The sequence below is a fragment of the Sphingomonas hankookensis genome (assembly GCF_028551275.1).
Taxonomy (GTDB): domain Bacteria; phylum Pseudomonadota; class Alphaproteobacteria; order Sphingomonadales; family Sphingomonadaceae; genus Sphingomonas; species Sphingomonas hankookensis_A.
In genome coordinates this window covers 1,592,755-1,616,158 of the sequence record NZ_CP117025.1, presented here as the reverse complement: position 1 = coordinate 1,616,158, position 23,404 = coordinate 1,592,755, and the positions used below count along the sequence as shown (strand labels likewise).

The 23,404-nt window shown below is 66.4% G+C and carries 18 protein-coding genes, 1 tRNA gene and 1 pseudogene; 9 read left to right on the top strand and 11 right to left on the bottom strand.

All coding sequences use genetic code 11. The features are described from left to right. Position 1: 1 nt before the first annotated feature. Positions 2-745, bottom strand: a complete 744-nt coding sequence (locus tag PPZ50_RS07595) for a queuosine precursor transporter (RefSeq protein WP_066686651.1) — start codon at positions 743-745, stop codon at positions 2-4. A gap of 56 nt (positions 746-801) precedes the next feature. Between PPZ50_RS07595 and PPZ50_RS07590 the strand changes: the two genes are divergently transcribed. Continuing rightward, positions 802-878: transfer RNA gene (locus PPZ50_RS07590), tRNA-Arg, on the top strand. On the opposite strand, the gene PPZ50_RS18935 is transcribed toward PPZ50_RS07590, so the two are convergent. From PPZ50_RS18935 to PPZ50_RS07550, 6 genes are all read right to left on the bottom strand, one after another. Then, positions 837-2,468, bottom strand: coding sequence for a recombinase family protein (locus PPZ50_RS18935; RefSeq protein ID WP_420038488.1), 1,632 nt, complete (start codon positions 2,466-2,468; stop codon positions 837-839). The two genes, PPZ50_RS07590 and PPZ50_RS18935, sit on opposite strands and share 42 nt — an antisense overlap. A gap of 244 nt (positions 2,469-2,712) precedes the next feature. Next, positions 2,713-3,843: a hypothetical protein gene (locus PPZ50_RS07570; protein WP_272815788.1), complete on the bottom strand. Its 1,131-nt coding sequence runs from the start codon at positions 3,841-3,843 to the stop codon at positions 2,713-2,715. Between the two features lie 284 nt (positions 3,844-4,127). Beyond that, the gene (locus PPZ50_RS07565) at positions 4,128-5,258 is read right to left on the bottom strand and encodes a hypothetical protein (RefSeq protein WP_157092779.1); all 1,131 of its coding nucleotides are present in this window, start codon (positions 5,256-5,258) and stop codon (positions 4,128-4,130) included. 173 nt (positions 5,259-5,431) lie between these two features. Beyond that, positions 5,432-7,396 carry a hypothetical protein gene (locus PPZ50_RS07560; RefSeq protein ID WP_157092778.1) on the bottom strand — a complete coding sequence of 655 codons (1,965 nt, stop codon included), beginning with the start codon at positions 7,394-7,396 and terminating at the stop codon, positions 5,432-5,434. Continuing rightward, positions 7,393-8,220, bottom strand: a complete 828-nt coding sequence (locus PPZ50_RS07555; RefSeq protein ID WP_066692930.1) for a hypothetical protein — start codon at positions 8,218-8,220, stop codon at positions 7,393-7,395. Before PPZ50_RS07555 ends, PPZ50_RS07560 begins: the two co-directional genes overlap by 4 nt. Beyond that, entirely contained in the window at positions 8,217-8,849 is a 633-nt protein-coding gene (locus tag PPZ50_RS07550) for a hypothetical protein (RefSeq protein ID WP_066692926.1), read from the bottom strand. Before PPZ50_RS07550 ends, PPZ50_RS07555 begins: the two co-directional genes overlap by 4 nt. 133 nt (positions 8,850-8,982) lie before the next feature. Here PPZ50_RS07550 and PPZ50_RS07545 point away from each other — a divergent pair, with 133 nt between their 5' ends. After that, entirely contained in the window at positions 8,983-11,058 is a 2,076-nt protein-coding gene (locus PPZ50_RS07545) for a hypothetical protein (protein WP_272815787.1), read from the top strand. Positions 11,059-11,072: 14 nt separating this feature from the next. Here the strand turns inward: PPZ50_RS07545 and PPZ50_RS07540 are convergent, their stop codons facing one another. Continuing rightward, positions 11,073-11,363, bottom strand: coding sequence for a hypothetical protein (locus tag PPZ50_RS07540; RefSeq protein ID WP_066692919.1), 291 nt, complete (start codon positions 11,361-11,363; stop codon positions 11,073-11,075). A gap of 179 nt (positions 11,364-11,542) precedes the next feature. On the opposite strand from PPZ50_RS07540, the gene PPZ50_RS07535 reads away from it, so the two are divergent. The 6 genes from PPZ50_RS07535 (at position 11,543) to PPZ50_RS07510 (ending at position 16,911) form a co-directional block, all read left to right on the top strand. Beyond that, entirely contained in the window at positions 11,543-12,427 is an 885-nt protein-coding gene (locus tag PPZ50_RS07535) for a 3'-5' exonuclease (RefSeq protein ID WP_066692906.1), read from the top strand. Between the two features lie 124 nt (positions 12,428-12,551). Further along, a complete protein-coding gene (locus PPZ50_RS07530; protein ID WP_066692903.1) occupies positions 12,552-13,097 on the top strand; it encodes a hypothetical protein in 546 nt (181 codons plus the stop codon). A gap of 80 nt (positions 13,098-13,177) precedes the next feature. Then, positions 13,178-14,062 carry a hypothetical protein gene (locus tag PPZ50_RS07525; RefSeq protein WP_066692900.1) on the top strand — a complete coding sequence of 295 codons (885 nt, stop codon included), beginning with the start codon at positions 13,178-13,180 and terminating at the stop codon, positions 14,060-14,062. A 156-nt stretch (positions 14,063-14,218) separates the two neighbouring features. Beyond that, the gene (locus PPZ50_RS07520; protein WP_066692897.1) at positions 14,219-15,316 is read left to right on the top strand and encodes a DNA adenine methylase; all 1,098 of its coding nucleotides are present in this window, start codon (positions 14,219-14,221) and stop codon (positions 15,314-15,316) included. Continuing rightward, complete coding sequence (locus tag PPZ50_RS07515; RefSeq protein WP_272815786.1) at positions 15,313-15,765, top strand: hypothetical protein; 453 nt, start codon at positions 15,313-15,315, stop codon at positions 15,763-15,765. The genes PPZ50_RS07520 and PPZ50_RS07515 overlap by 4 nt, the downstream gene beginning before the upstream one ends. Next, a protein-coding gene (locus tag PPZ50_RS07510) for an IS3-like element ISGbe1 family transposase (RefSeq protein WP_272815361.1) occupies positions 15,740-16,911 on the top strand; the annotation gives its coding sequence in 2 pieces (ribosomal slippage) (positions 15,740-16,004 and positions 16,004-16,911; 1,173 coding nt in all). Before PPZ50_RS07515 ends, PPZ50_RS07510 begins: the two co-directional genes overlap by 26 nt. Before the next feature lie 40 nt (positions 16,912-16,951). Here PPZ50_RS07510 and PPZ50_RS07505 read toward each other — a convergent pair. After that, positions 16,952-19,576, bottom strand: a pseudogene (locus tag PPZ50_RS07505) (CheR family methyltransferase); the annotation flags it as partial. After that, the gene (locus tag PPZ50_RS07500) at positions 19,569-20,144 is read right to left on the bottom strand and encodes a PAS domain-containing protein (protein WP_232307918.1); all 576 of its coding nucleotides are present in this window, start codon (positions 20,142-20,144) and stop codon (positions 19,569-19,571) included. The pseudogene PPZ50_RS07505 and the gene PPZ50_RS07500, both read right to left, overlap by 8 nt. Before the next feature lie 283 nt (positions 20,145-20,427). On the opposite strand from PPZ50_RS07500, the gene PPZ50_RS07495 reads away from it, so the two are divergent. Further along, the gene (locus PPZ50_RS07495) at positions 20,428-23,010 is read left to right on the top strand and encodes a PAS domain S-box protein (protein ID WP_066689745.1); all 2,583 of its coding nucleotides are present in this window, start codon (positions 20,428-20,430) and stop codon (positions 23,008-23,010) included. On the opposite strand, the gene PPZ50_RS07490 is transcribed toward PPZ50_RS07495, so the two are convergent. Next, on the bottom strand, positions 22,977-23,378 hold the full coding sequence (locus PPZ50_RS07490) for a YbaN family protein (RefSeq protein WP_066689595.1): 402 nt from the start codon (positions 23,376-23,378) through the stop codon (positions 22,977-22,979). The genes PPZ50_RS07495 and PPZ50_RS07490 overlap by 34 nt on opposite strands. Positions 23,379-23,404 lie beyond the last annotated feature (26 nt).

Below are 23,404 nucleotides of genomic sequence, written 5' to 3'. Positions count from 1 at the left end.
GCTACGCTCCCTTGTTCGAAAACGGCGAGAAGTCGGTCGCGGTGTCGAAGATCTCGACGCCCTCGCGCCGCTTCAGCCACCCGACTACGATGTAGGTCAGCGGCGTCAGCACCACTTCCCATGCGACCTTCATCGCCCAGTTGGTGACCATCACCGTCACCACCTGCTGCGTCGGCCAGACATAGAGGAACGCCAGCGGATAGAAGATCGCGCTGTCGACCGCCTGTCCCACCACCGTCGACCCGATGGTGCGGGTCCATAGCGCCTTGCCGTCGGTCCACACCTTCATGCGCGCCAGCACATAGGCGTTGACGAACTCCCCCGCCCAGAAGGCGGCGATCGACGCGAACACGATGCGCGGCACCTGTCCGAACACCGCTTCATAGGCGCCCTGCCCGGTCCAGTCGGCGGCCGGCGGCATGGCGACCACCGCCCACGACATGAACGCCATGAACAACAGCGCGGCGAACCCGACCCAGATGCAGCGTCGCGCATGGGCATAGCCATAGACCTCGGTCAGCACATCGCCGATGACATAGGATACCGGAAAGAACAGGATACCTGCGCCGAACACGAACGGCGTACCGGCGATATCGATCGCCGCGACCTTCCCCGCGCCGATGATGTTCGACAGCAGCAGGATGGTGACGAACGCCGCCATCACCAGATCGAAATGCCGAAACCCGCGTTCGGGAACGGCGCTGGCCTCGACACGGTGCAGGACGGGATCGGCAGCTTCTTGCATGACGGCGTTATGATAGCGGTTCCGCTTCGCCGCAATGCGCGCTAACGAAGCGCCGGGCACCCGTAGCTCAGCTGGATAGAGCAAGGAGCTTCTACCTCCTTGGTCGGGGGTTCGAATCCCTCCGGGTGCGCCAATCACTCATGAAAGTACGAACCCTGTCGTCGGCGGGCATTTCGCCCGCGGCGGCGAGTTCGAGCGCACGGTTAGGTCCGCGGATGATGAGCCGTTCGCGGGTCATCACGACCTCGCCGACGAACGCGCGAACGTAACGGCGACGGACCTGCGAGTCGTCGGCGTCGCGCAGCCTTGCGCGTATAGCCTCGGCGAACCGTTCGACCTTCTCTGGCGTGATCCGGCCGCCCTTGGCGCCGATCTGACGCTCAAGGCTGACCGCTTCCTCAGCGATCCCCGAAAGCCGCAGCTTGAGCGTCGCCAGCCGCTCCTTCAGGAACGGGTCGTCGGGGGTGGTGACGCCGCTCTCGACCATCATGAACAGCGCGCGGATCGACTGGTTGACCTCGGTCTCTTCGGTGCGGAGGACGGCGAGCCGCTTGCGGCGGTCGGCATCGGCAGCGTCGGATGCGTCGAGCATCTCACCAAGCAGCGCCTTTAGCCGTTCGGGCTGGAACAACCGCTTCTCGAGCGCCGACACCACGGCATCGTCAACCTTGTCCATCGGCACGTTGTTGCCGCCGCAGGACAGGTCACCCTTCTTCCGGCGGTTGGAGCAGGCGTAATAGCGATACTTCCCGCCCTTGCCGGTCATCAGCATCATCGTCGAAATGCAGCCGTTGCAGCCGCAGCGGCCGATGCCGGACAGCAGCACGGGCGACGTGTGGGATCGCGGCGCGGCAATGTGCGGGTTGCGCGCCTTGAGCCGCTGCTGGACCGCCTGGAACCGTTCCTCACTGAGGATCGCGGGCACCTTGACTTCAATCCACTCCTCGCGCGGGCGCGCCTCGTTGGTGCGGCTGTTGCGGCAGCCGTAATAGTGGCGACCGGCATAGGTCTCGCGGGTCAGGATCGCGTAGATGAGGCCGGTGTGAAAATGCTGGCTGCGATGGGTGTAGCCGTGCTCGCGCAGCCACTTGACGATGCTGCCGATGCCCAGCGGCTCGCCGGTGCCGTCGCCTTCCATGTACAGGCGAAAGATCAATTCGACGAGCGGACGCTCGGCCGGATCGATCTCGAGTTTCTTCTTGTCCTTCTTGCCGCGGCGCTCGGCGACATAGGTGCGATAGCCGAGCGGTGGCGCCGAGCCGTTGTGGAAGCCGGCCTCGGCATTGGCGCTCATGACGACCTTGACCTGCTCGGCGTTGATCTCGCTCGACGCGGCATCAAGGGACGTGAATATGCTGCGGATCAGGCGCGCATGCGGACCTTCGCCGACATCCTGCGTCGCCGAGATCAGCTTGACGCCCGCCTTCTCCAGCTTGCGGCGATAGCCCTCGCACTCATACTCGTCGCGGAAGAAGCGGCTGAAGTTGTAGACGAACACGGCGTCGTATCGCTTCGGCTGCGCGCAGGCGTCCGCGATCATCCGCTGCAGTGCCGGGCGGCGATCGGTCATGCCGGACCGGCCCGCCTCGACGTAGGTCTCGACGATCTCGTAGCCGCGCTCAGCCGCCCCCCGCGCGATGCCCGTCTCCTGCTCGTTCAGCGAGGTCTCGTGCTCGGCCTGCCGCTTGGTGCTGACCCGCACATAGGCGCAGGCGCGCAACATCGTCGGGTCAGTCATCGGCAAGGATCCTAGCAAGGTCGTCGGCCAAGAGGGCCATCAGCCATTGTGACTCGCCCGGCAGCAGAGGGAAAGAGCCGGCGAGGGCATCGACCACCTCGAAACGGGGCACGTCAGCGCCGGGGACACGAAAGGCGCGGCGCCGGCGAGCATCGCCGACGCCGGGCACGCCGTTCCGACCGCCAGAGGTGGACGCACCCAAGCGCTATGCCTCCGCCTGCGCCTCCTCTCAGTCGCGTTCGGCCAGGCCGAAGTGGCGGAGGACCTGACCGATGCAGGCATCGGCGGCGATCTCGCGCTCCGCGAGCGACATCCCGGACACGTCGGGCAGGCGGATGCGATCGACGTTGTCGGCCAGCCGCTCGTAGGCACCGACCGGCTGGTCGTCGTGGCCAAGGATGGGTTCGCTCTCGATCGGCACGATCGGCTTCGGCCTGGCCGCGGTCGGCTCGGGCGCGTCGGGATCCACGACGCGGTCGATCTGCAGGAAGTCGAACGCTTCGGCGGGCCGGCACCGCTCGCCATTGGCGGCGAGATCGGCAGCGCGATCCAGCACCGCCTGGAACGCATTGCCCATCGCCTTGCGGACCTTGTTGAGCTCGACCCCGTAGGAGATCGGCGCGCGGTCAGGCTCGTGGAGGATGTCGAACAGCGCCGGAAAGGCTGCCCTGATCTCCGCAGCGATCAGCATGTTGCTGACCTTCGACACGGTCAGTCCGGGATAGTGGTTGGCGATCGCGGTGCGGCCGACACCGTTGGTCCGGGTCAGGCTGAGCAGCGCCTGCGCCTGCTCGATCGCGCTGACGCCGATCGTCCCGAGCGCGGTGTCGCACATGGCCACGACCGCCGCCTTCTCGTCGCCGTCGAACAGGATGCAGCGGACCGGGACGTCCTCGTTGCCGCTGTTCACCTCGCGGATCGCGGCCCAGCGGAAGCGACCATCGACGATCGGGTGGATGCCGTCGACCGCGGGCAGCACGACGATCTCGGCCATCGACGCGGGATCGGCGGCGCTGAGCAGCAGCGGCTTCTCATGCCTGCCGAAGAAGCGCGAGCCGCGCCGGGGATGGTGCTCCCACTCGCCGAGCCTGCTGAGCGGCACGAGGAACGTGCCGGGACGCATTGGGGCTGGCTGGAAATCCTCGCCGGCATCGGGGTCATCTTCGGTGTCCGGTTCGTCGTCCGGCATGTCCGCGTAGCCTTCGTCGATGGTCGCATCTTCGGCGACCAGCTCACCCGGCCCCGCGTCCTGGGGCAGGGTTTCGTCGGCTTCGACCGGCGCCGTCGGCTGGGCGCCGGCGGCGGCATTCAACTCGCTCAGATCGTCGAGGGGCAGTTCGTTCTTGTTACTCGCGGCCATGATCGGTCTCCCGCGAGCCGCTGACGCACCATGCGACGCGCACTCGCGGGAAACCCAATCAGCCGATTCGCGGCCGAAACCTTTCCGAAGCTACGGGCACAGAAGTTCCTGCTTTCCCAAAAACGATGGTGTTTCGGGAAACGGTAACCGTTCTCGGATGGCAGGAACTGAGGACTTACCCACCGGTCTAGCCAGGTTCCGCGAATGGCAGCGTCCAGCCAGAAGCGTCCGGCGGGCCTCGCCCCGCCTTTGCCTTGCTAGGCTCCCGACGCCGCTCTCGCGCTTCAGTCGCGGCTCAGATCAAGCCCGTTGGCGAGCGGGCTGAGGGCGGTATGATAGACCCAAGCGCGCGAAAGCTGGCTCGAGAGCGGATCGCGAAAGACGACCAAGCGCCAGCGCCCCTGAGCCTTCTCGATCGCAACGGCGTCACCGGCCTGCATATGCAGTACCACCTCACCGGCCCGCTCGGGCTTGCGGCGCAGGGTGGCATCACGCACGATCTCGGCGCGCGGCAGGGCGTCGAGGAAATCTTCGTTCACCTTCGCATCCGCCTCGCTCAGCCGGTCGGCCTCCTGGTGCAGCGCCTCATACTTCTGGTTGAGTTCGGTGATCGCGCGCTGCTGCTCGGCTGAGGGGTTCGGGATCAACGCCACGATCGCCAGCGCGAAGCCCAGAAAGCCAAACAGCCACGCGGTCCACTGCATGAGCCCCATCGTGTTGAGCTCGGCGATCGTCTTGGGGCCAAGCGTCGCTACATAAACGGTCACCTTTTCGAACAGTTCACTGAAGAGCGCGGCGCCCTCATCCTCTGTCGCTGCTGCCGCGATCGCTTCGGTGATTCGCTGCGTTTCCAGCACCATCTCGGCAGCAAGCGTAGTGGCAGAAGCTACCACCCCTTCACTGGCGCGCAGCGTCATGACATCGACGAGGCGCATCCGCTCGGCGATGGCGCTAAACCCCGTCATCTTCGGGAACATGTCCTCGACCATCCGGCGATAGCTTTCGCCGGAGCGCGCGGCGGCCAGCGCGGTAGCCACGGTCGATCGGTTCGTATCGAACGCTCGCATCGTATCGACTACTGACGACGACAGACGCCGCTGCTGCTCCACAAGATCGGCGCTGCGCTGGGTGAGGCTGCGCGCTGTATCGGTGACCGACAGAGCCCACGCCGTGTTGGTCAGTTCCTTAAAGCGCTCGCGCTCCTTCCGATCTCGTTCGAGCGTGTCGAGGATGCCGCGGTAGGGCTTGTCGAAGTCCACCCCGCGAAACAGCTTGTCGTGAAGGGTCGCTGCCCGCATTGCCTCGGCCACCACGCCCCCGGCGAAGACATCCTTGAACATAGCAGCACGTTCACGATCCTCGCGAAGGAAGCGATCGGCAGCGGTTTCAGACAATCCAAACGGGTCGTTTTTCATTGGCATGATCCTGTCAGATCGGTGCCGGTCGCGCGACCAACATTTGCAGCACCACCGACAACCAAGATGAGAAATGTCGGCGCATTCCGTTCTCCCGGGGGGAACCGGCGCTCTACTCGCTGCGCTTCCGGATGCGGCCGCGAGCGCTCGGCGCTATTTTTTGGGCCGTTGCGTCAGATATTCCAGAACACCTCACGCGCCACCCGCCGCTGCGCGTCGGTCGGCGGGGCGAGCATGCGTTCGTTGAGATAGGGGTCGACCGTGATCGGGCTGACGGCGGCGAGCAGCGGCGCGACCTCGCGGAGGATGGCCTCGCGATTGGCGCGGGACTCAGCCGACGCGCGCTCCGCCGCCTGTTCGGCGACCTGCAGGCGATCGAAGAAGCGGCGGAACAGATCCTGGATGCGCTCGAGCGGGTGCTGGCGCGGCAGCGGGACGTTGCTCGCCATCGCGTCGGCCTCCGCATCGGCGCTGTCCGGAAAATGCTCGGCGAGATGCGCGTCCCGCTTTTCCGCCAGGCCCTGGTCGTACTGGATGTAGCGGCAGCAGTTGCGCAGGAACGCGAGTTCGGCGTCAGGGCGCAGCCAGGCCTCGAACCGGAACCCCTGCGTCCAGCCCTGCTGGCCGACGGGTGCTGCGCACAGCTTCGCGCGCATGCCCGCCTTCTCGTAGGGGCTGTGGCGGCGCTTGCGGTCGCAGTCGGCATAGGCCGGCTGCGGGAGCGCGCCGGTCAGGCCATGCTGCTTCGCGTAGAGGCGCTCGGCCTCGTCGCGCAGGTGCGGGTTGTCGATCAGCGTCGGGATGACGACCCGAGCCCAGCCCTTGTCCGATCCACCGAGCTTCGCCTCGCGCTGGAGGATCGTGCGCGCCGTGGGGAGACACAGGTTGCTGGTGACGAGCACTGCCAGCTCGACGCTCGCGGTGTCCTGCCGATCGAAGGTGCCGAGCCCGGCCCGGCCCGGCTGACGGTGGTCGCCCTCCAGCCGCTTCACGTTCTCGACCATGTGGACCAGCGCGACCAGAGCGAGCATTCCGGGCTCGACGCCAAGGAAGTAGCGGACCGGTATCCCGCCGGCGACCGCGCGCACCGCGCGATATCGGGTGCGGAAAATCGCGCTGCCGCCGAACGCGGCGGCGACGCGGTCGGGCCGATCGGCGGTGTCGGGGTCCATCGTCGGATGAAGCGCCCGGACGTGCGCCACGGCAGTGGCTACGAACGCCTCGGTCTCGATCAGCGCCACGCCGGTGAGCGACGAGCAGCCAAGCAGCGCCGCCCTGACGCTGTCGCGGGTCACGCCCTTCTCCGCCCTCAATGCTTCGATGATCTCGAACAGGCGCTCCCACTCGCTCATCAGGGCGGCGCCGTAGATCAGGCGGCGAAGTCGGCTGCGGACGCGGCTCCTGGGGTTGGACACCGGCAGGTCGCCGTTCCTCATCTTGCGGCCCAGCCGCCACGCCTCGTCCATGTCCCGCCGCCACAGCGCGACGAACAGCGCCGGATTCGTGGTCTGCAGTTCGACGAGGTTGTCGCGGTGGATCGCGGTGCTGAACATCAGCAGCGACGCCTGCGTCTCGTCAGTGACGTGGCGCGCATCGTGATCGACGAGGTGGATGCGCTGGACTTCCTCGTCTTCGGCGACGCCGAGCGCCGCCCGGTCGGCGGGGCGCACGTCGGCAGGATCGCGGCTGTAGATCAGGTGCGGCAGTGCGAACGGGCTGTAGAGCGGGCGCCAGCGCAGCACGATGTAATAGTCGGTCTGCGGCCGGCCGGCCGGGACCGGCACGCCGTGGATGGTGATGACCTTGCCGTCGCGGGCGTAGCCGTCGAGCGCCGAGAGGTGCGCAACGACACCCTCATCAGGTGCCGGTATGACACCGGGATCGGCGGCCAGCCTCGCGGACAGGTCGGCGACGACGGGGTCACCGGCGACGAGAATGTCGCGCACCCCGGGGAAGCGGATCGCGCTGTCCGCGCCGCGAGCCACGCCTGCGTCGGGATCGTCGTCTGACACTCCATCCCGTCGTTCCATCACGCGACGGGCGGGAGCCGATATACCGCCGCCGAACGCCTTCATAAGGTCGTGCGCCCTGGCGGTGTTGATCTCCTCACCATATAGGAGGCCGGGATATGCGGTCACGACGTCTTCCTCTTCGACCGCCAGTCGACGGCATAGGCTGTCCATGCGGCGTCCTCGCGGGCCGTGGCCTCGCGATCGTACCGCTCCAGATCCCCTTGTAGGATTTGGAGTCGCTCCCAAGAAGCGAGCCCGGCTTCGACGGCTGCGTAGAGGGCGTCCGCGCTGCCCGTGCCGATAAGCGTCGGGCGCTGGGCGACCATCTCCTTCGTCAAGGCCGCGATCTCGCGCTCGATCATCAGCGGGTCGCCAAGACGATGGGCATGGCCGTGGCGATCGACCCACGCGAACCAGCCGCCATCGACCTGACCGCCACGAGCGAAGCGCGGCTCCGCGTCGAGCCAAGCTCCGGCCTCGCCCCGGGTTGCCGTGTCCGCCGGCGCGGTGCGCGACGCGCACACCGCGATCGCGCGACGCTGGGTCGCGGTCATGGGCTCGGCGAGCATCCGCGCCTGCATATCGGGCGAGTCGCCTGCGATCGCCCGAAACCGGGCCTGCTCGCCGTGCAGCTCGACGACCAGCAGCACGTCGGCGATCGTCGCTGGCAGCCGTTCGATCTGTTCGGCGAGCGTAGCCGCCGCGGCCCGGATCGCCGCAAGCGCGTGGTCGTTCCAGCGCAAGATGTCGGCGCGCAGCTGCTCGAGCCGGGACTGGAGCCTGCGGATCGCGGTGCGTGCCGTATCGCGCAGCATGCGATCCCCGCCATCGAGAATGTCCATGTAGCGGTCCATCTCCTGCGCGATCGCCGCCGCCTCGGCTTCGATCCTCGCCGGGCTGCCGAGTTCATGGCGCCGTGCGTCACGGTCGGTCCACACGAACGCGGTCACGCGACGAACTCGCGATAGTTCATGTTGGCACCGTGCGCCTCGAGCCAGTCGGCGGCATCACCGCGCGACAGGTGTCCGGGCACGTCGATGCGGCGCAGTCGGCAGGTGACGCGGATCAGCCAGCGCTGGTCGCGTGTCATGCTCTCTTCGCGCCATGCGCCTTCGAGCCGGAACTCCTCGTCGCGTGCGAGCCACTCGGCACGATCGGCGTCATAGGCGGCGAGCCGGCGGAGCCAGGTCTCGTACAGCCCGCGCGCCGACAGGTCGCGACCGTGGCGGTCGATCATCATGACGATTGCCTGGCCGAACGACACCGACGGATCGGTGTCGATCAGTACGTCCATGTCGGACCAGACCTGATCGGCCCAGAACGCCAGCAGCCCCGCCAAAGCGTCGGCGTCGATCGCCGACAGGCCGTGGTGCACCAGCACGCCGCCGAGCGCGATCTTGTTGTGCAGATCGGTCGGCTCGGCGACCACGGTCTTGTAACGGGGTGCGATAAGCGCGCGGCGGCGTTCGGCGATGGCGGCTCGGTCTTCGTCTAGCCGGGCAACAGCCGCATCGGCCTGAGCCAGGATGCGGTCGATGCCCGGCTGGCCATCGGCGTTTTCGTAAATTCGCGAATCCATTCTGCTTCTCCTTCGAAGCAGAGGATCACGAGATTAGGACGGTGATCCTTTCCGAAGCTAGGTCCGGAAAGGATCATCGATTCAGGAGAGCTAAGGTTGGGGGGCTAAGATTGGCGCAAGAAATGTTTCACCGATGGCGAAACCCTCTACCTCCTCCCGGGCTTCTCGAAACGCCCCCCAACACAGGGCGCATCGCTACATCGATGCGCTGTTCACGGATGATTTCGGCCGCCAGTCGAAGCTGACTACCAGCAGCGCCAACGGCTTCGCCAGGAAGAAGCTTGACGCCGCGGCCCAGTCGCTCCAGCTGAAAGGCGAGCGACACGAAAAGCAGCTGCGCCGCATCGAGATTCGCGAATGGCGCGCTGCGGAGCGCAGCGTAGCTGCCGAATTGCGCGAGAGCGATCACCGCGCCCGTCTGCTGCGGCGCTCGCTCAGGACAAAGGTACGGCCGGAAAAGAAGATCCGGCACACGCCGCCGAGGGAACGGAAGCGCCACTGGCCCTATGCCGCCGTCGCGCTGCCGAAATACGATGGCCCGGTGATCGACCGCAGGGGGCAACGCGGCGTGTTCATGCGGATGCGCTATTACTCGCGCCGCACCGCTGAGGCAGGCGTGTCGCAACGGGTGGTGTTGTATTGCTTCAACGGTGCCGAGCTCGATCCAGACGGCAACCCCTATGTCGCGACCAACATCGGTATGACGGTCGACGAGGCTTTGTGCGGGTTTGACCATCTCGAGCAGGTCAACTGGGCGGCGCAGAAGAACGCCAAGCTGTTGATGCACGGCATACTGGCGGTCGATCATCGCCAGTCCCCGGACGAGATGATGACTTGCGGCGTCCGCTGGGCAGAGGAGACGCTTGGCCGGTTCGACCTGCCTTATCTGGTAACGCTCCACGCACCGCCGCCGGACGGCGACCAGCGCAACTGGCACCTGCACGTCCTGTGGTCGTTCCGGCCGATGGTCCGCACCGGCGACCACGAATGGTATGTCGGCGAGATGCTGCGCACCGATCTCGACAATCTCAAGGCCATGAAGCTGTTCCGTGAGATGTATGCGAGCGTCATGACCGAAATGTCGTTCAAGGTCGGTCAGAACCAGGTCTGGACCGCGAAGAGCAATGCCGACCGCGGCCTGCCGCACGAGCCGCAGGTCCATCTCGGCGGTGCGAGGACGAACCAGGCGCGCAGCGGCGAATATGTCGCCGAGAACGAGGAGAACCACGAGCGCGTCATGCGCTCGAAGGCGGCAGTGATCGACGACGCGCTGCGTCACGCCGACGAGGCGCTGGCAAGGGCACAGGACACCGCCCGCGCCATTGCCGCGCGGTTCGCCCGGTTGCCGGCGCTGCCCATGCGCGTGCCGGAGCGGATCGTCGCTGCCACGATGGTCCTTGACGCGCCAGCCTTTGGCGCGGTGCCGCGTGTGTCCACGGCGGTGATCGTCACGCCGGAACTCCCCCCGGCAACAGCCGAGCGAGCCCAGGTGATCGGGTCGTTCGAGCCGCCTCAGCGGGGCGCCTACCGGCTTTCGTCTGTTGGGATCGCCACAGGCGCAGCACCCCGGTCCACTCCGCGCGCGGCCCATATGGGAATCGCAAATTTGCGAATCCGTCCGTTACCAGGGCCGAAGCCTGTCATGCTGCCGGCGGCCATGCCCGTTGCTTCCGCGCAAGCACTTGCACCGACGATCCCGCACCTGCCGACGGCACCATCGCTCCGGCTGGCGAAGATGCCAGCGCAAGCCCTTCGGACGCCGATCGTGCCCCGGCCGATCGTTCTGCAATTGCCCGCACTCACGCTGGCATGGGCTCCGCCGATCCTTGCCGATTTCGGTAGGCTGGATCGCGCCATCCTGCGCGCCCGCGAAGCGCAGCGGCGGGATGACGAGCGGCGGAAGCGCGAAGCCGAGATGGTCGTGCGCGCCGCGCGGGAAGCGCGAGCTGTCGCCGATCAGGCGATCATCGACAGACGCTCACTCGAAGCCGCGACGGCGGCGGCGGAGCCGCGGGGCAGCAAATGGCAAGCGGCTCGCGCCCTGCGGCAGCGGGCGTTGGCGGGCTGGGATGAAACGAAACGGTCGAGCGACGCCGGCCTCGCACGCCCCGGCCGCATGCTCCCGCAACCGGGGGCTGATCGATCGACGGATCAATCAGCGCCGACCCGCAACTTCCCCCGTCCGCCGGGCCAGGGCATCGGCGACTGATCCGGTTACGCGGGCTAGCCGTCCTGCTGCTTTAGCGCATCCTTTCGCGCGTCGCACGCCGTCACGACGCGTCGTCCGTCATACATCACACCGTGGAAGGCGGTACAGAAGCATTCCAGCTCTGGCGGCTTCGGCTCCGTTCCCGCTTTCGGCGGCGGGCCTTCCAGCTTGTACCATTGCGCCATCGGACACGCGACGCAGACGGGCACACGCGGCAGGCTCTCCACGAGCCCGTAATTCTCGTCGAGCACGGGGCTCAGCTGGTCGTTCCATCCTTGCAGCAATCGGCGATCATCGTCGTTCATGCTCTCCCTTCTGCACCCCGCCGATTAAGATCGCGCTACGCCAGCGGTTCGGTGCGGGTGCTCGAAGACGCATGTGACAGGCGTGGAAAAGCCACGGCTGCGGCCTGTTTCGTGACCGGGAAGAGCGAGGGGAAAAGACCTCGCTGACGCTCGGTCGACTTCGAACAGGAGCATCGACCATGACCCACACCACCGACGCCGCCCCCGCCGGGGCGGCACTTGCCGTGCATCCGGACGATCCGGACATCCGCATCCTGCGCCGTGTCATTGCGCTGAAGGATTTCCCGCTGGCGCCGCCGACCGACGGGCCAGTCCGGTTCGTCACCGTCATCGATACTGAAACCACCGGCACCGACCCCATGCATGACGAGATCATCGACATCGCGCTTGTCACGCTGGAAGTGGACGCAGCGGGCGAGATCGTCGGCATCGTCAGCTCCGGGCAGGCGCTGCGCGACCCGCGCATGCCAATCCCGCCCTACATCACCAGGCTCACCGGCATCACCGACGCGGACGTGCGCGGACGGATCATCGACCTCGATCGGCTCGAACACCGCCTGAGCAAGGCCGATGTGCTAGTCGCGCACAACGCGATGTTCGACATCGCCTTCATCGAGAACCTGATGCCAGGTATAGCGGGCGCGGCCTGGGCCTGCTCGGCCAACGACTTCGACTGGCTGGAGGCCGGACTGGACGGGCGCAAGCTCGGCCACTTGCTGATGCAGATCGGCCGCTTCAACAATGCACACAGGGCGATGGCCGACGTCGTCAGCCTCATCCACCTGCTCGCACACCGGCTGCCGCATGGCGGCACCGTGATCGGCGCCCTGCTGGCCAACGCCGCGAAGCCAACCATTCGCTTCGAGGCGACGGGCGCGTCGTTCGACCGGCGCAGCGCGCTCAAGGCCCGCGGCTACCGCTGGGATCCGCGTCAGAAGGTCTGGTGGTGCGAGCTCGCCGAGGACGAATGTGCCGCTGAGGAACGCTGGTTCCGCCAGCACATCGCGCCGCACGGGCCGGTGCCGCGGATGCTGCCGATCACCTGGCATCAGCGGCACCGCTGAGACCACCGTCAGCAGACGGCGCGCTGCGACGCGCCGTCCCCTTTAAGACGAGATGAAGCGAGCATCCCAGGGTTGGGGAAAAATGCTCCGGCCATAACGACCGTCACACCAAAGGAACGACAGCATGCAGCAGAGCAACATCGGCCTTCACCACCAGAACTTCATGCTCGCAGTACGCCGCGAGATGGGCTGGCCGGGCTTCAAGCCCGCCAACGACGCAATCGCCTTCTGCTCGGGACGCAGGATGGACCTCGAGGTCGGCTCGGAGATGGCGCGCATCGCCCAGACGCTGCGCAAGGACGCGGTCTACACCAGCTGGGCGAACATGGCGGCGACCGCGCCGCTCGGCTTCACGATCGTCTATCGCGAGATGCTGACCGTCGACATCGTCGATCGCGTCGTCCCCTACGCCGCCAACGACGATGGACCGATCCTGTTCGTCAGCACCCGCGCGGACGAGCACTTCGCGGTCGATCGCCGCGGCTCGCTCGTGCGTGTTCCGGGCAAGCCGAAGGCCATCGGCACCGGCCGCAAGCTGGCGATGCAGCGGATCCGCGCCACCGCCGCGACGATGGGCGACGAGCTGCTCGCCAACAACCGGTTCGTGCCGTTCGGCAGCGACTGGAGCGAGCCGGAGACGCCGGTCGAGACGATCGTCCGCTTCGGCTGAAACCCTGCGGCCCCCGCGCGACGGGGGCCGCCCCTGTCCAGCACCGTCATGGCCGGGAATGATTCCGGAGGAGAAAAATAATGAAGATCGACAACCCCTTCGAACCCCGCCGCCCACGTGCCTATGTCGTGCTCGATATCGAGAGCGCCGTGACCGACGAAACCGGACACAAACGCTACCAAGCGATGGAACGCTACGTCCCCGGCAACGACGACCAGCCGAGCCGCCGCGGATACAAGCGCCACGAGGATCCGTTGACCACCCCGCGATGGCCGTTCCAGACCATCGTCACCGCCGCCGCCATGGTCCTGGTCGAGCACCCGGATGGGAACCTCGACGTGTCGCGGTTCGTGACGCTGAGCCAGCCGGACCATGACGAGCGCGCGGTGATCACCGGCGTGCTGCGGGTGCTGGCCGATGCGCCGGACGGTGCCGAACTCGTGTCCTGGGCTGGCATGCTTCACGATGTGCCGTTGCTGACGCTCGGCGCTATGCGGCATGGGCTCACCTTGCCCAAGGGCTGGGGCTGGCTCGGGTTCGGCGGCAACGACCCCGTCCGCCACCTCGACTTCGCGCGGACCACCACCGGCGGGTTCAAGATGAAGCCCGTCCACATGGCCGAAATCCTCGCCAGCCTCGACATCCCCGCCAAGATCAGCGTGCCGGCATTCGCGGTCGCGCGGCTGATCTATGCCGGCAAGTGGGACGCGGTGCAGGAAGCGTGCGAGGGGGACGTCATCAGCACCGCGCTGCTGCTCGCGCGTTGGCGGCAGTTGCACGATCCGCGGGCCAACTTCGCCGCGGTCGAGGATCGCATCCTGCGCCATGTGATCGAGCTGCGCCATGGGCGCGGCTATCTCGCGGCACTTGCAGCACGCCGAGCCAAGCGCTTCGCCGCAGATTTTGCGACTGCGGCGAACGATGCCGCGACTCTCGCGCCGTGGTTGGATAGCGAGGCGGCGTAATGAGCCTAGGGCGGCGGCACCGCCGCCCTAGGCTCCACTAGAAATCAGCGTGTCGCGGAGCGCTCAGGCATAGGCGACCACCCAAGGGATTAACAAGGAATCCCAGTGCTGTTAGGCAAGGTAGCGACGCGCAAATCTGGTAAGAGAGGGAGCCGCATGACGTTCCGGTACATTGGCTCAAAGGCCCGCCTAACGATGCCATTGGCGCGTGCAATCGAGGCCTTCGACGACGGTTCCGGGCGATTCGTAGACGCATTCAGCGGCACCGGCGCAGTGGCCGAGTTGGCGGCTTCGCTTGGCTGGCCAGTTTGGGCTAACGACGCCTTGGAAAGCGCCATCGTGATGACGGTAGCGAGGCTGGCGTCAGTGGGCGAAGTTCGCATGGCCTCGCTTGGCGGGTATTCTGACGCGGTCGAACGTCTGAACAGACTCGAGCCATCTGAAGGCCCCATGTGGCGCACTTACAGCCCGGCGTCAGCCCGTTTTGACTGTGATCGCATTGAGCGGCGCTACTTCACCGAGCGCAACGCGGCGGCAATAGATGCCGTCCGCGCCCAAATAGCAGAATGGGCGACAGATGGCCTCCTGACTGACCGCGAAGAGCAGTTGCTCATCGCGGACCTTATCTCGGCAGCCAACCGTGTCGCCAACATTGCAGGCACCTATGGCTGCTTTCTGCGAAAGTGGCAGAATTCTGCACATCAGCCCCTCCAGCTGAAGCCGCGGTCGTTGAAAAATGAGGCCACGGAGCTGGTGGCGACGGTGGCAGACGTCGCAGATCTGCGACCCTCGCCGAACGATCTGGTCTATTTGGATCCGCCCTACACGAAACGGCAGTACGCATCCTATTACCACATCCTCGAAACGATCGCCGTCGGTGATGAACCGAACGTCGAAGGCGTAAGCGGCCTACGCCCGTGGAAGCACAAGGCCTCGGCATACTGCTATAAGACAAGGGCACTCGATGCTTTGCTTTCGCTGGTTGAGCGCATCGCGTCACGCCGCGTACTGATTTCATACAGTTGCGAAGGGCACGTGGACTTGGAAGACCTTTGTGCGGGCCTTGAGCGCAGCGGCACCGTCGAGTGCACGCCAATTCAAGGCGTCGGTCGCTACCGGCCAAACCGCACCGCGAGTGCAAACGGGGACAGCGTTACGGAGTACGTCCTCAGCTTTACGCGCGCTGAAGGAGAACTGAAGGTCAATGAGCCGGCGCTCGGCGATCAATGCGAGTTTCAGGTGCTCGCAACATGAGCGCACCGCTTCCGCTGGAACGGGCGCTGTTGGTTAGGGCGGATGAGGTTCTCACGCATGGGTCGCAAAGCCGTGCGTCGGACGGTAATTATGCTCGCCGCCTGGACATTCTCGATGCAGCGGCCGCCCTCATTGGTGGGTTCGATCTCGCCAGCTACCGCAAGAAGTGCCTGGCGGCTGAGTTTCAGCTACCTGAAGCCGAAGCGATTGCCTTGGCCGAACCGGTTGTGGCCGAGATCAAAAGGGCACCGATTCCCTCCGCCTTGGCGCTTAGCGCACTTGCCCGCGAGCCGCTTTCAAAACAGGAGATCAGGACCGCTGGCGCCCATTACACCGACTTCCGCCTGGCTCTCCTGATCGTGAGCTGCCCCCTTCTGAGTGGTCCATCGACTATGACAGTCTGGATCAAGGAAGGGACGACGCATGCCTGCCAAGAAGCACAAGCCTGAGGAGATCATCGGGAAGCTGCGTGAGGTCGAGATCATGCTGGGCCAGGGCGGGACGACCGCTGAGGCATGCCGGCGGATCGCGGTCAGCGAGCAGACTTACTACCGCTGGCGCAAGGAGTACGGCGGCTTGAAGACGGATCAGGCGCGTCGGATGAAAGATCTGGAGAAGGAGAACCTGCGGCTGCGGCGTGCGATCTCCGACCTGACACTGGACAAGTTGATTCTACAGGAGGCGGCGCGGGGAAACTTCTGAGCCCCGCGCGACGCCGACGCTGCATCGACCAGGTGCGAGAGGTGCTGTACGTATCCGAGCGGCGCGTGTGCCGCGTGCTGGGGCAGCACCGGTCGACACAGCGCAAGGTGCCGTGCGGGGCAGATGACGAAGAGGTGCTGACCGACGACATCGTCGCGCTGGCCAGGCAGTACGGGCGCTACGGCTACCGCCGGGTAACCGCACTGCTGCATGCGGCGGGCTGGTCGGTGAACCATAAACGGGTGGAGCGGATCTGGCGGCGCGAAGGCCTCAAGGTGCCGCAGAAGCAACCTAAACGTGGCCGGCTATGGTTGAACGACGGCTCGTGCATCCGGCTGCGACCGGAGTATCCGGGGCATGTGTGGGCGTATGACTTCGTCGAAGCGCGGACGCATGACGGGCGCAAGTTCCGGATACTGACCATCATCGATGAGGCCAGCAGGGAATGCCTGGCACTGGTCGTCGCGCGCCAGCTTCGACACGAAGACGTGCTGGCAGCGCTTGCCGACCTGTTCATCGCGAGGGGTCCGCCCGCGCATATCAGATCAGATAACGGCAGCGAGTTCATCGCTACCGCGGTTCAGAAATGGCTCGGGCAGGTTGGCGTGAAGACGCTGTACATCGTGCCGGGTTCGCCGTGGGAGAATGGCTACAACGAGAGCTTCAACGGCTCGCTGCGCGATGAGCTGCTCAACGGCGAGATCTTCTACAGCCTCGCTGAAGCAAGGGTACTGATCGAGGCGTGGCGCCGTCACTACAACACCGTCCGGCCGCACAGCAGCCTGGGCTATCGGCCGCCCGCACCACAAGCGGCGACACCGCCATTGCCGGCCTCCGGTTCCGCTTCGCTCCACCTACGACCGGCAATGGCGGCGGAGACGACAATGCACTAACTAATAACCCGGACCACCCGATGGGGGCTGCTCAGATGCTCGCCTCGGCATCCGTTGCCACTTCGAACAGCTGGCGCTCGGCCTGGTCGAGCACCAGTTCGCCATTTTCCGGGCAATATTCCCAGACGCCGATGCCCGCCGCCTTGATCGCGAGGTCGAGCCGCTCGCGTTCGGCCGCCAGCTGCCGTTCGAGCGACAGCGCGTCGGTGATGTCGGTCAGCACCAATGTCGCGCCATCCACCTCGCCGCTCTGCGTGCGATAGGGGAGCACCCGCATCGAAAAGATATGCTGCCCGTCGACGGTGTGGACCCGCCGCTGCACCGGCGACGCGCCGCCAGCAACCGCGCGCGCATCCTCCAGATGGCCGGCATCCTGCAACCGGTTGGCGACGTCGGTCAGCGGGCGGCCGCGGTCGGTGGGTTTCAGCGGGAAGATGCGCGTGGCGGCATCGGTGTAGCTGCGCACCTTCAGATCGGCATCGAGCACCACGACCGCCAGTTCGGTCGATTCATAGAAATTGCGCAAGTCGGAATTGGCGACGGTCAGCTGGTCGACCTTGCTCTTCAGCTCGTCATTGACCGTCGACAATTCCTCGTTCGTCGATTGAAGCTCCTCGTTCATCGACATCATTTCTTCGTTGGAGCTTTTCAGCTCCTCGTTCGCCGTCTCCAGCTCCTCGATTGCCGAGCGCAGCCGGTGGCGGGTCAGCCGCAGCTCGTCCTCCAGCGATTCCAGATGATCGTCGCTCGGCTCCAGGTCCTGCAACTCGCCCGGATCGGACGGCACGAACGGCCCGGTGTCGCGGAACACGAACAGCAAGGTGCCATCGCCCAGCGGATCGCAGATCACCTCGACCGGCTGCGTGCCGTAATCGGCCTCCACCGACACGTCGCGCGCGATCACCCGGCGGCGTTCGTCGCGCGCCTGGCGCAGCAACGGGCCGATGACGTTGCGCAGGCCGGCGCGCGCCAGGTTGACCGCGCTGCTGCCCCCGGTCCGCGTCACCGGAAATTCGAAATAGCGGCTGAGCTTGCCATAGGCCGAGATGATGCCGCCGTCCTGATCGACGATCAGGCTGGGCGGGGCATAGCGTTCCACCATCCGCCGGGTGGCGAGCGATTCGCTGCCGAGCGACGCCGTGTCGCCGCGGCTGTCGCGTTCGCGCCGCGGCACGGGCTGGCGCTGGCTGCCGGGCAGGTCGATCGGATAATTGGGCGCACCGGGTCCACGTTCGAACAGCCGCGCCTGCTGGTCGACCGGCTCGAACAGATGCTCGAACCGCCCGACGCTTTCCGACGGCCCCAGGAACAGGAAGCCGCCGGGCCGCAGCGCATAATGGAGCAGCGGCACGACCGCCTGTTGCAACCGGTCGTCGAAATAGATCAGCAGGTTGCGACACGACACCAGGTCGATCCGCGAAAAGGGCGGGTCCTTGACCAGGCTGTGGCTGGAAAAGCGGATCATGTCGCGGATCGATGCCGCGATGGTGAAGCGCTCCGCATGCGGCACGGTATAGCGTTCGCGTAAGGCCGGCGGGATGTCGGCCATCGCAGCGGCGGGATAGCTGCCCTCGCGCGCGATCGACAGCATCTGTTCGTCGATATCGGTGGCGAAAATCTGCACCGCCAGCGGCGATCCCGATTTGCGCGCGGCCTCCGCGAACAGCATCGCGATGGTATAGGCTTCCTCGCCGCTCGAACAGCCGGGCACCCACACGCGGATATCCTCGTCCGGCGCGCGGTCCGCCATCAGCGGGTCGATCACCCGCATGCGCAGCGTTTCGAACGCATCGGGGTCGCGGAAGAAACGGGTGACGTTGATCAGCAGGTCGCGGAACAGCGCCTCGCATTCGGCGGCATCGCTGCGGATGCGCGCCAGATAGGCCCGGCCGGTATCGATGCCCAGCACATGCATCCGCCGCTCAACCCGGCGCACCAGCGTCGAGCGCTTGTAGCCCGAAAAATCATGGCCGATGGCGGTGCGCAGTACCCGGCACATCTCGTCGACATGATCGGCGACGACATTCGCTTCCGGTTGCAGCGGTTCGGACCCCCGCCGGCGAAAGAACGCCTGAAGGCAATGGAGGATTTCGCCGGCCGGCTTGACGAAATCGATCAGGCCGGTGCCGACCGCCGACAAGGGCATCCCGTCATAGCGCGCGCTCTCGGGCTGCTGCACGACGCAGACGCCGCCATTTTCCTTGATCGCGCGCAGGCCCGTGGTGCCGTCGGCGCCGGTGCCCGACAGGATGACGCAGGCGGCGTTGGACTGCTGGTCGCCAGCCAGCGACAGGAAGAAATCGTCGATCGGCCGGCGCATGCCGCGGGGTTGCTGGAAATCGGTCAGTTCCAGCACGCCGTCGCGAATGGCAAGGCCACGGCCGGGCGGGATGATATAGACGGTATCGGCCTCGATCCGCTCTCCGCCCGAACTTTGCAGCACGTTCAGCGCGGTGTTGCGGTCGAGCAGCTGCGCCAGCATGCTTTCATGGTTGGGGTCGAGATGCTGGACGATGACGAAGGCGAGGCCGGTCGGCAGGCTGGCCGGGGCGAGCATTTCGCGCAGCGCCTCCAGCCCGCCGGCCGATGCGCCGATCCCGACCACCGGCACCCCGGCCGGGCGGTGCGAACGCGCGTCGACCTTGGCACTCACGACGTCATGCATCGGGGGGGGACTCCAGGCCGGCCAGCATCATCTTCGCCTGTGCCACGATCGCCGCACTGTTGGCGATGGTCAGCAACGTACCCTCCACCACGATCCCAGCATCGCTGGCGATCGGCACCAGCCGGCCGAGCGTGGCGGTCAGCTGCTCGTCATATTCCGCCAGCATTTCGGGCTGCGACCGGCTCACGTCGAACTGCGACGCGAAGATATAGCTGGCCTTGCCGTCGATCGAGCGCAGCCGCGACATGTAGAGCAGGTTGACGAACGGCGTCCCGTCCTTGCGGAAATTGACGATCGGCGTCCGCACATTGGGCTGGGACGGCCGCGTCAGGAATTCGCGCAGCCGGGCGCGCGGTTCGACATTCGCCGCATCGCGCTGCAACAGCCGGCAATTGCGCCCGACCACGTCCTCGGGCTCGTAGCCGGTCAGGCGGCTGAACGCCGGGCTGACCAGCACCAGATGATTGTCACCCTCGGCCGAGGCCAGCGCGAGCGCGACCCGCGACTGTTCAAAATATTCGCGAAGCGCTTTGGGCAGTTCCGACGACACGCACATTCCGATCGACAAGGGAAAAGCTCGATTAGCCGCAAAACTCGTCCGGTAACAGCCCGCCCTCACCTATTGATTGGCGGTGGCATCGAGACGTTTCGCGCGGGCGTATCACAATAGTACATCGTCCATCCGCCACTTGCGCCGAACCGATGGCGCCGAATGGCGCATCGGCGCGTTACATGGGACGGGCAGTTTATTCCCGACGTCGATTGAGCTATCAGGAAAGCCGCGCGTGCGCGAAATTCCGGTGCTCACCGGCATTTCGCGGCCATCGCCATTGCAGGATATGTCGTTTCCAATGTCCGACCTACACTCCGTCGAACCCCGGCCGCTTGACCGCGATCTCGCGTTTCTTGCCGGGGGCGGCGACTGTGCGGGGCTGATCGCTGCGCTCGACTGGAACGCGACGCCGCTGGGGCCGATCGCCCACTGGCCGCAGTCGCTGAAGACCGCGACCGCGATGCTGCTGCGGTCGCCGGTGCCGATCGTGATGCTGTGGGGCGAAGACGGCGTCATGTTGTACAACGACGCCTATTCGGTCTTTGCCGGCGGGCGCCATCCGCAACTGCTGGGATCGAACGTGCGCGAGGGGTGGCCCGAGGTCGCCGACTTCAACGATCATGTGATGCGCGTCGGACTGGCGGGCGGCACGCTCCGCTATCAGGATCAGGAGCTGACGCTCCACCGCCATGGCCGGCCCGAACAGGTCTGGATGGACCTCGACTATTCGCCGGTGCTCGACGAACGCGGCGAGCCGGCCGGCGTCATCTGCATCCTTGCCGAGACGACCGACCGGGTCACCAACACGCGGCGGACGCAGTTCCTGCTGTCGCTGGCCGATGCGCTGCGTCCGCTGACGACGCGCAACGACATCATGGCACTGGCGGCCGAGCGGCTGGGGAAATGGCTGAACGCCAACCGCGCCTTCTATGCCGAAATCAGCAGCGACATGGTGATGCGGATCGATTGCGATTATTGCGACGGGGTGCAGTCGCTCGCCGGTGCGCATTCGCTCGCCTCGTTCGGCTCCGGCCTGCTCGACGCCTATCGCACCGGCGCGCCGGTGGTGGTGCCCGACATCCCCGGCAACATGCAGCTGTGCGAGGCGACGCGTGCCGCGCTCGCCGAGCGGCGGGTCGCGGCGTTCATCGACGTGCTGCTGTTCGACGAGACCGAATGGGTCGGCGTGCTTGCCGTGCAGTCGGCCACCCCGCGCGCCTGGACCCCGGCCGAGGAGAGCCTGGTCCAGGAGGTCGGCGAACGGGTCAAGAACGCGGTCGAGCGCGCGCGGGCCGAAGAAGATCTGCGCCGGCTGAACGAAACGCTCGAGGAACAGGTCGCAACCCGGTCCGCCGAGCGCGACCGGCTGTGGAACCTGTCGCAGGACATGCTGGCGCGCGCCGGCTATGACGGGATGATGTCGGCGGTCAGCCCGGCCTGGTCGCGGGTCCTGGGCTGGAGCGAGGCCGAACTGCTCTCGCGCGGCTATGCGCGCTTCATGCATCCGGAGGACGAGCCGCACACGCTGGCCGCGATCGCGCAGATGGCGGCGACGCATCGCCCCAACCGTTTCGAGAACCGCATCGCGACCAGTACGGGCGAATGGAAGCATGTCGAATGGACCGTCGCGCCGGAAGCGGATGGCCAGAATTTCGTCGCGGTCGGCCGCGACCTGACCGAAGCGAAGGAGCGCGAGGCCGATCTGGAAATTGCGCGCGAGGCGCTGCGTCAGAGCCAGAAGATGGAGGCGATGGGCAGCCTGACCGGCGGCGTCGCACATGACTTCAACAATCTGCTGACCCCGATCATCGGTTCGCTCGACATGCTGGTGCGCAAGAATGTCGGCACCGAACGCGAACGCCGCCTGATCGAGGGCGCGCTGCAATCGGCCGAACGCGCCAAGATGCTGGTCCAGCGACTGCTGGCCTTCGCCCGGCGCCAGCCGCTGCAACCGACCGGCGTCGACGTGGCTCGGGTGATCGACAGCATGACCGGACTGATCGCCTCGACCCTCGGGCCGACCATCGTGGTCGAGGTCAGGCTGGACGAACTGCCCCCGGCCCATGCCGATCTCAACCAGCTGGAAATGGCGCTGCTGAACCTCGCGGTGAACGCGCGCGATGCGATGCCCGAAGGCGGCACGCTGACCATCGCCGCGTCCCGGCGCACGATCCGGCCGGGCGACGTCCCCGGCCTCGCCCGCGGGCACTATGTCCGCCTGAGCGTCGGTGACACCGGTTGCGGCATGGACGAGGCGACCGCCCGCCGCGCGATCGAGCCGTTCTTCTCGACCAAGGGCATCGGCAAGGGCACCGGCCTCGGCCTGTCGATGGTCCACGGCCTGACCGCGCAGCTGGGCGGCGGGCTGACCATCGACAGCGCACCGGGCAAGGGCACCACGCTCAGCCTGTGGCTGCCGGTCAGCTCGGTCGTGCCGAGCGACGAGGAACGCCCCGCCGACCCGCAGCCCGCCCCGACCCGGCTCGGCACCGCGTTGCTGATCGACGACGAGGATCTGGTGCGGATGAGCACCGCGCACATGCTCGCCGACCTTAGCTACAATGTCGTCGAAGCCGCCTCGGCCGAAGAGGCGCTGACCATGCTCGACGCCGGCCTCACCCCGGACGTGCTGATCACCGACCATCTGATGCCGGGCATGAGCGGCGCCGATCTCGCCCGCCGGCTGAAGCGGACCCATCCGACGCTGCCAGTGCTGATCGTGTCGGGCTATGCCGACGAAGACGGGATCGATGCCGATGTTCCCCGGCTGACCAAGCCGTTCCGCAATGCCGAGCTCGAACTGAGCCTCGTCGCGCTGACGACGCCGGCGATCATCGTCGAACCGGCTCAGTCGCTCGGTGCGGGGCGGGTGACGATATAGGCGGCACAACCGCCCATTACCGCCGCGACGAGCACCGCCAGACCGACCCCGGGGCGCGCGCCGAACAGGAACAGCGCATAGCCGATCGCGATGCCGCTACAGGCCATCCCCTTGGCCCGGCGCCCGATCGCCCCGTCGCGCCGCCACGCCACCAGCGTCGGTCCGAAGCGCGGATGGCCGAGCAGCCACGCCTCCAGCCGCGGCGACCCGCGCGCGAAGCATCCCGCCGCCACGATCAGGAAGATCGTCGTCGGCATGACCGGCAGCAGCGCGCCGATGAACCCCAGCGCGACGAACAGCCAGCCGAGCGCGATCCAGCCCCACCGCGACAGGCGGCTGCGAACGGACACGGGCGGGTGCGGCGGCATGACCGCCACCCTATCGCGCTCCGCCC

Bases quoted from the DNA above. Each gene is read 5' to 3' on its own strand.
- PPZ50_RS07595 (WP_066686651.1), bottom strand. From the start codon at position 745: ATGCAAGAAGCTGCCGATCCCGTCCTGCACCGTGTCGAGGCCAGCGCC.
- PPZ50_RS18935 (WP_420038488.1), bottom strand. From the start codon at position 2,468: ATGTTGCGCGCCTGCGCCTATGTGCGGGTCAGCACCAAGCGGCAGGCC.
- PPZ50_RS07570 (WP_272815788.1), bottom strand. From the start codon at position 3,843: ATGGCCGCGAGTAACAAGAACGAACTGCCCCTCGACGATCTGAGCGAG.
- PPZ50_RS07565 (WP_157092779.1), bottom strand. From the start codon at position 5,258: ATGAAAAACGACCCGTTTGGATTGTCTGAAACCGCTGCCGATCGCTTC.
- PPZ50_RS07550 (WP_066692926.1), bottom strand. From the start codon at position 8,849: ATGGATTCGCGAATTTACGAAAACGCCGATGGCCAGCCGGGCATCGAC.
- PPZ50_RS07545 (WP_272815787.1), top strand. From the start codon at position 8,983: ATGGCGAAACCCTCTACCTCCTCCCGGGCTTCTCGAAACGCCCCCCAA.
- PPZ50_RS07540 (WP_066692919.1), bottom strand. From the start codon at position 11,363: ATGAACGACGATGATCGCCGATTGCTGCAAGGATGGAACGACCAGCTG.
- PPZ50_RS07535 (WP_066692906.1), top strand. From the start codon at position 11,543: ATGACCCACACCACCGACGCCGCCCCCGCCGGGGCGGCACTTGCCGTG.
- PPZ50_RS07530 (WP_066692903.1), top strand. From the start codon at position 12,552: ATGCAGCAGAGCAACATCGGCCTTCACCACCAGAACTTCATGCTCGCA.
- PPZ50_RS07525 (WP_066692900.1), top strand. From the start codon at position 13,178: ATGAAGATCGACAACCCCTTCGAACCCCGCCGCCCACGTGCCTATGTC.
- PPZ50_RS07520 (WP_066692897.1), top strand. From the start codon at position 14,219: ATGACGTTCCGGTACATTGGCTCAAAGGCCCGCCTAACGATGCCATTG.
- PPZ50_RS07515 (WP_272815786.1), top strand. From the start codon at position 15,313: ATGAGCGCACCGCTTCCGCTGGAACGGGCGCTGTTGGTTAGGGCGGAT.
- PPZ50_RS07495 (WP_066689745.1), top strand. From the start codon at position 20,428: ATGTCCGACCTACACTCCGTCGAACCCCGGCCGCTTGACCGCGATCTC.
- PPZ50_RS07490 (WP_066689595.1), bottom strand. From the start codon at position 23,378: ATGCCGCCGCACCCGCCCGTGTCCGTTCGCAGCCGCCTGTCGCGGTGG.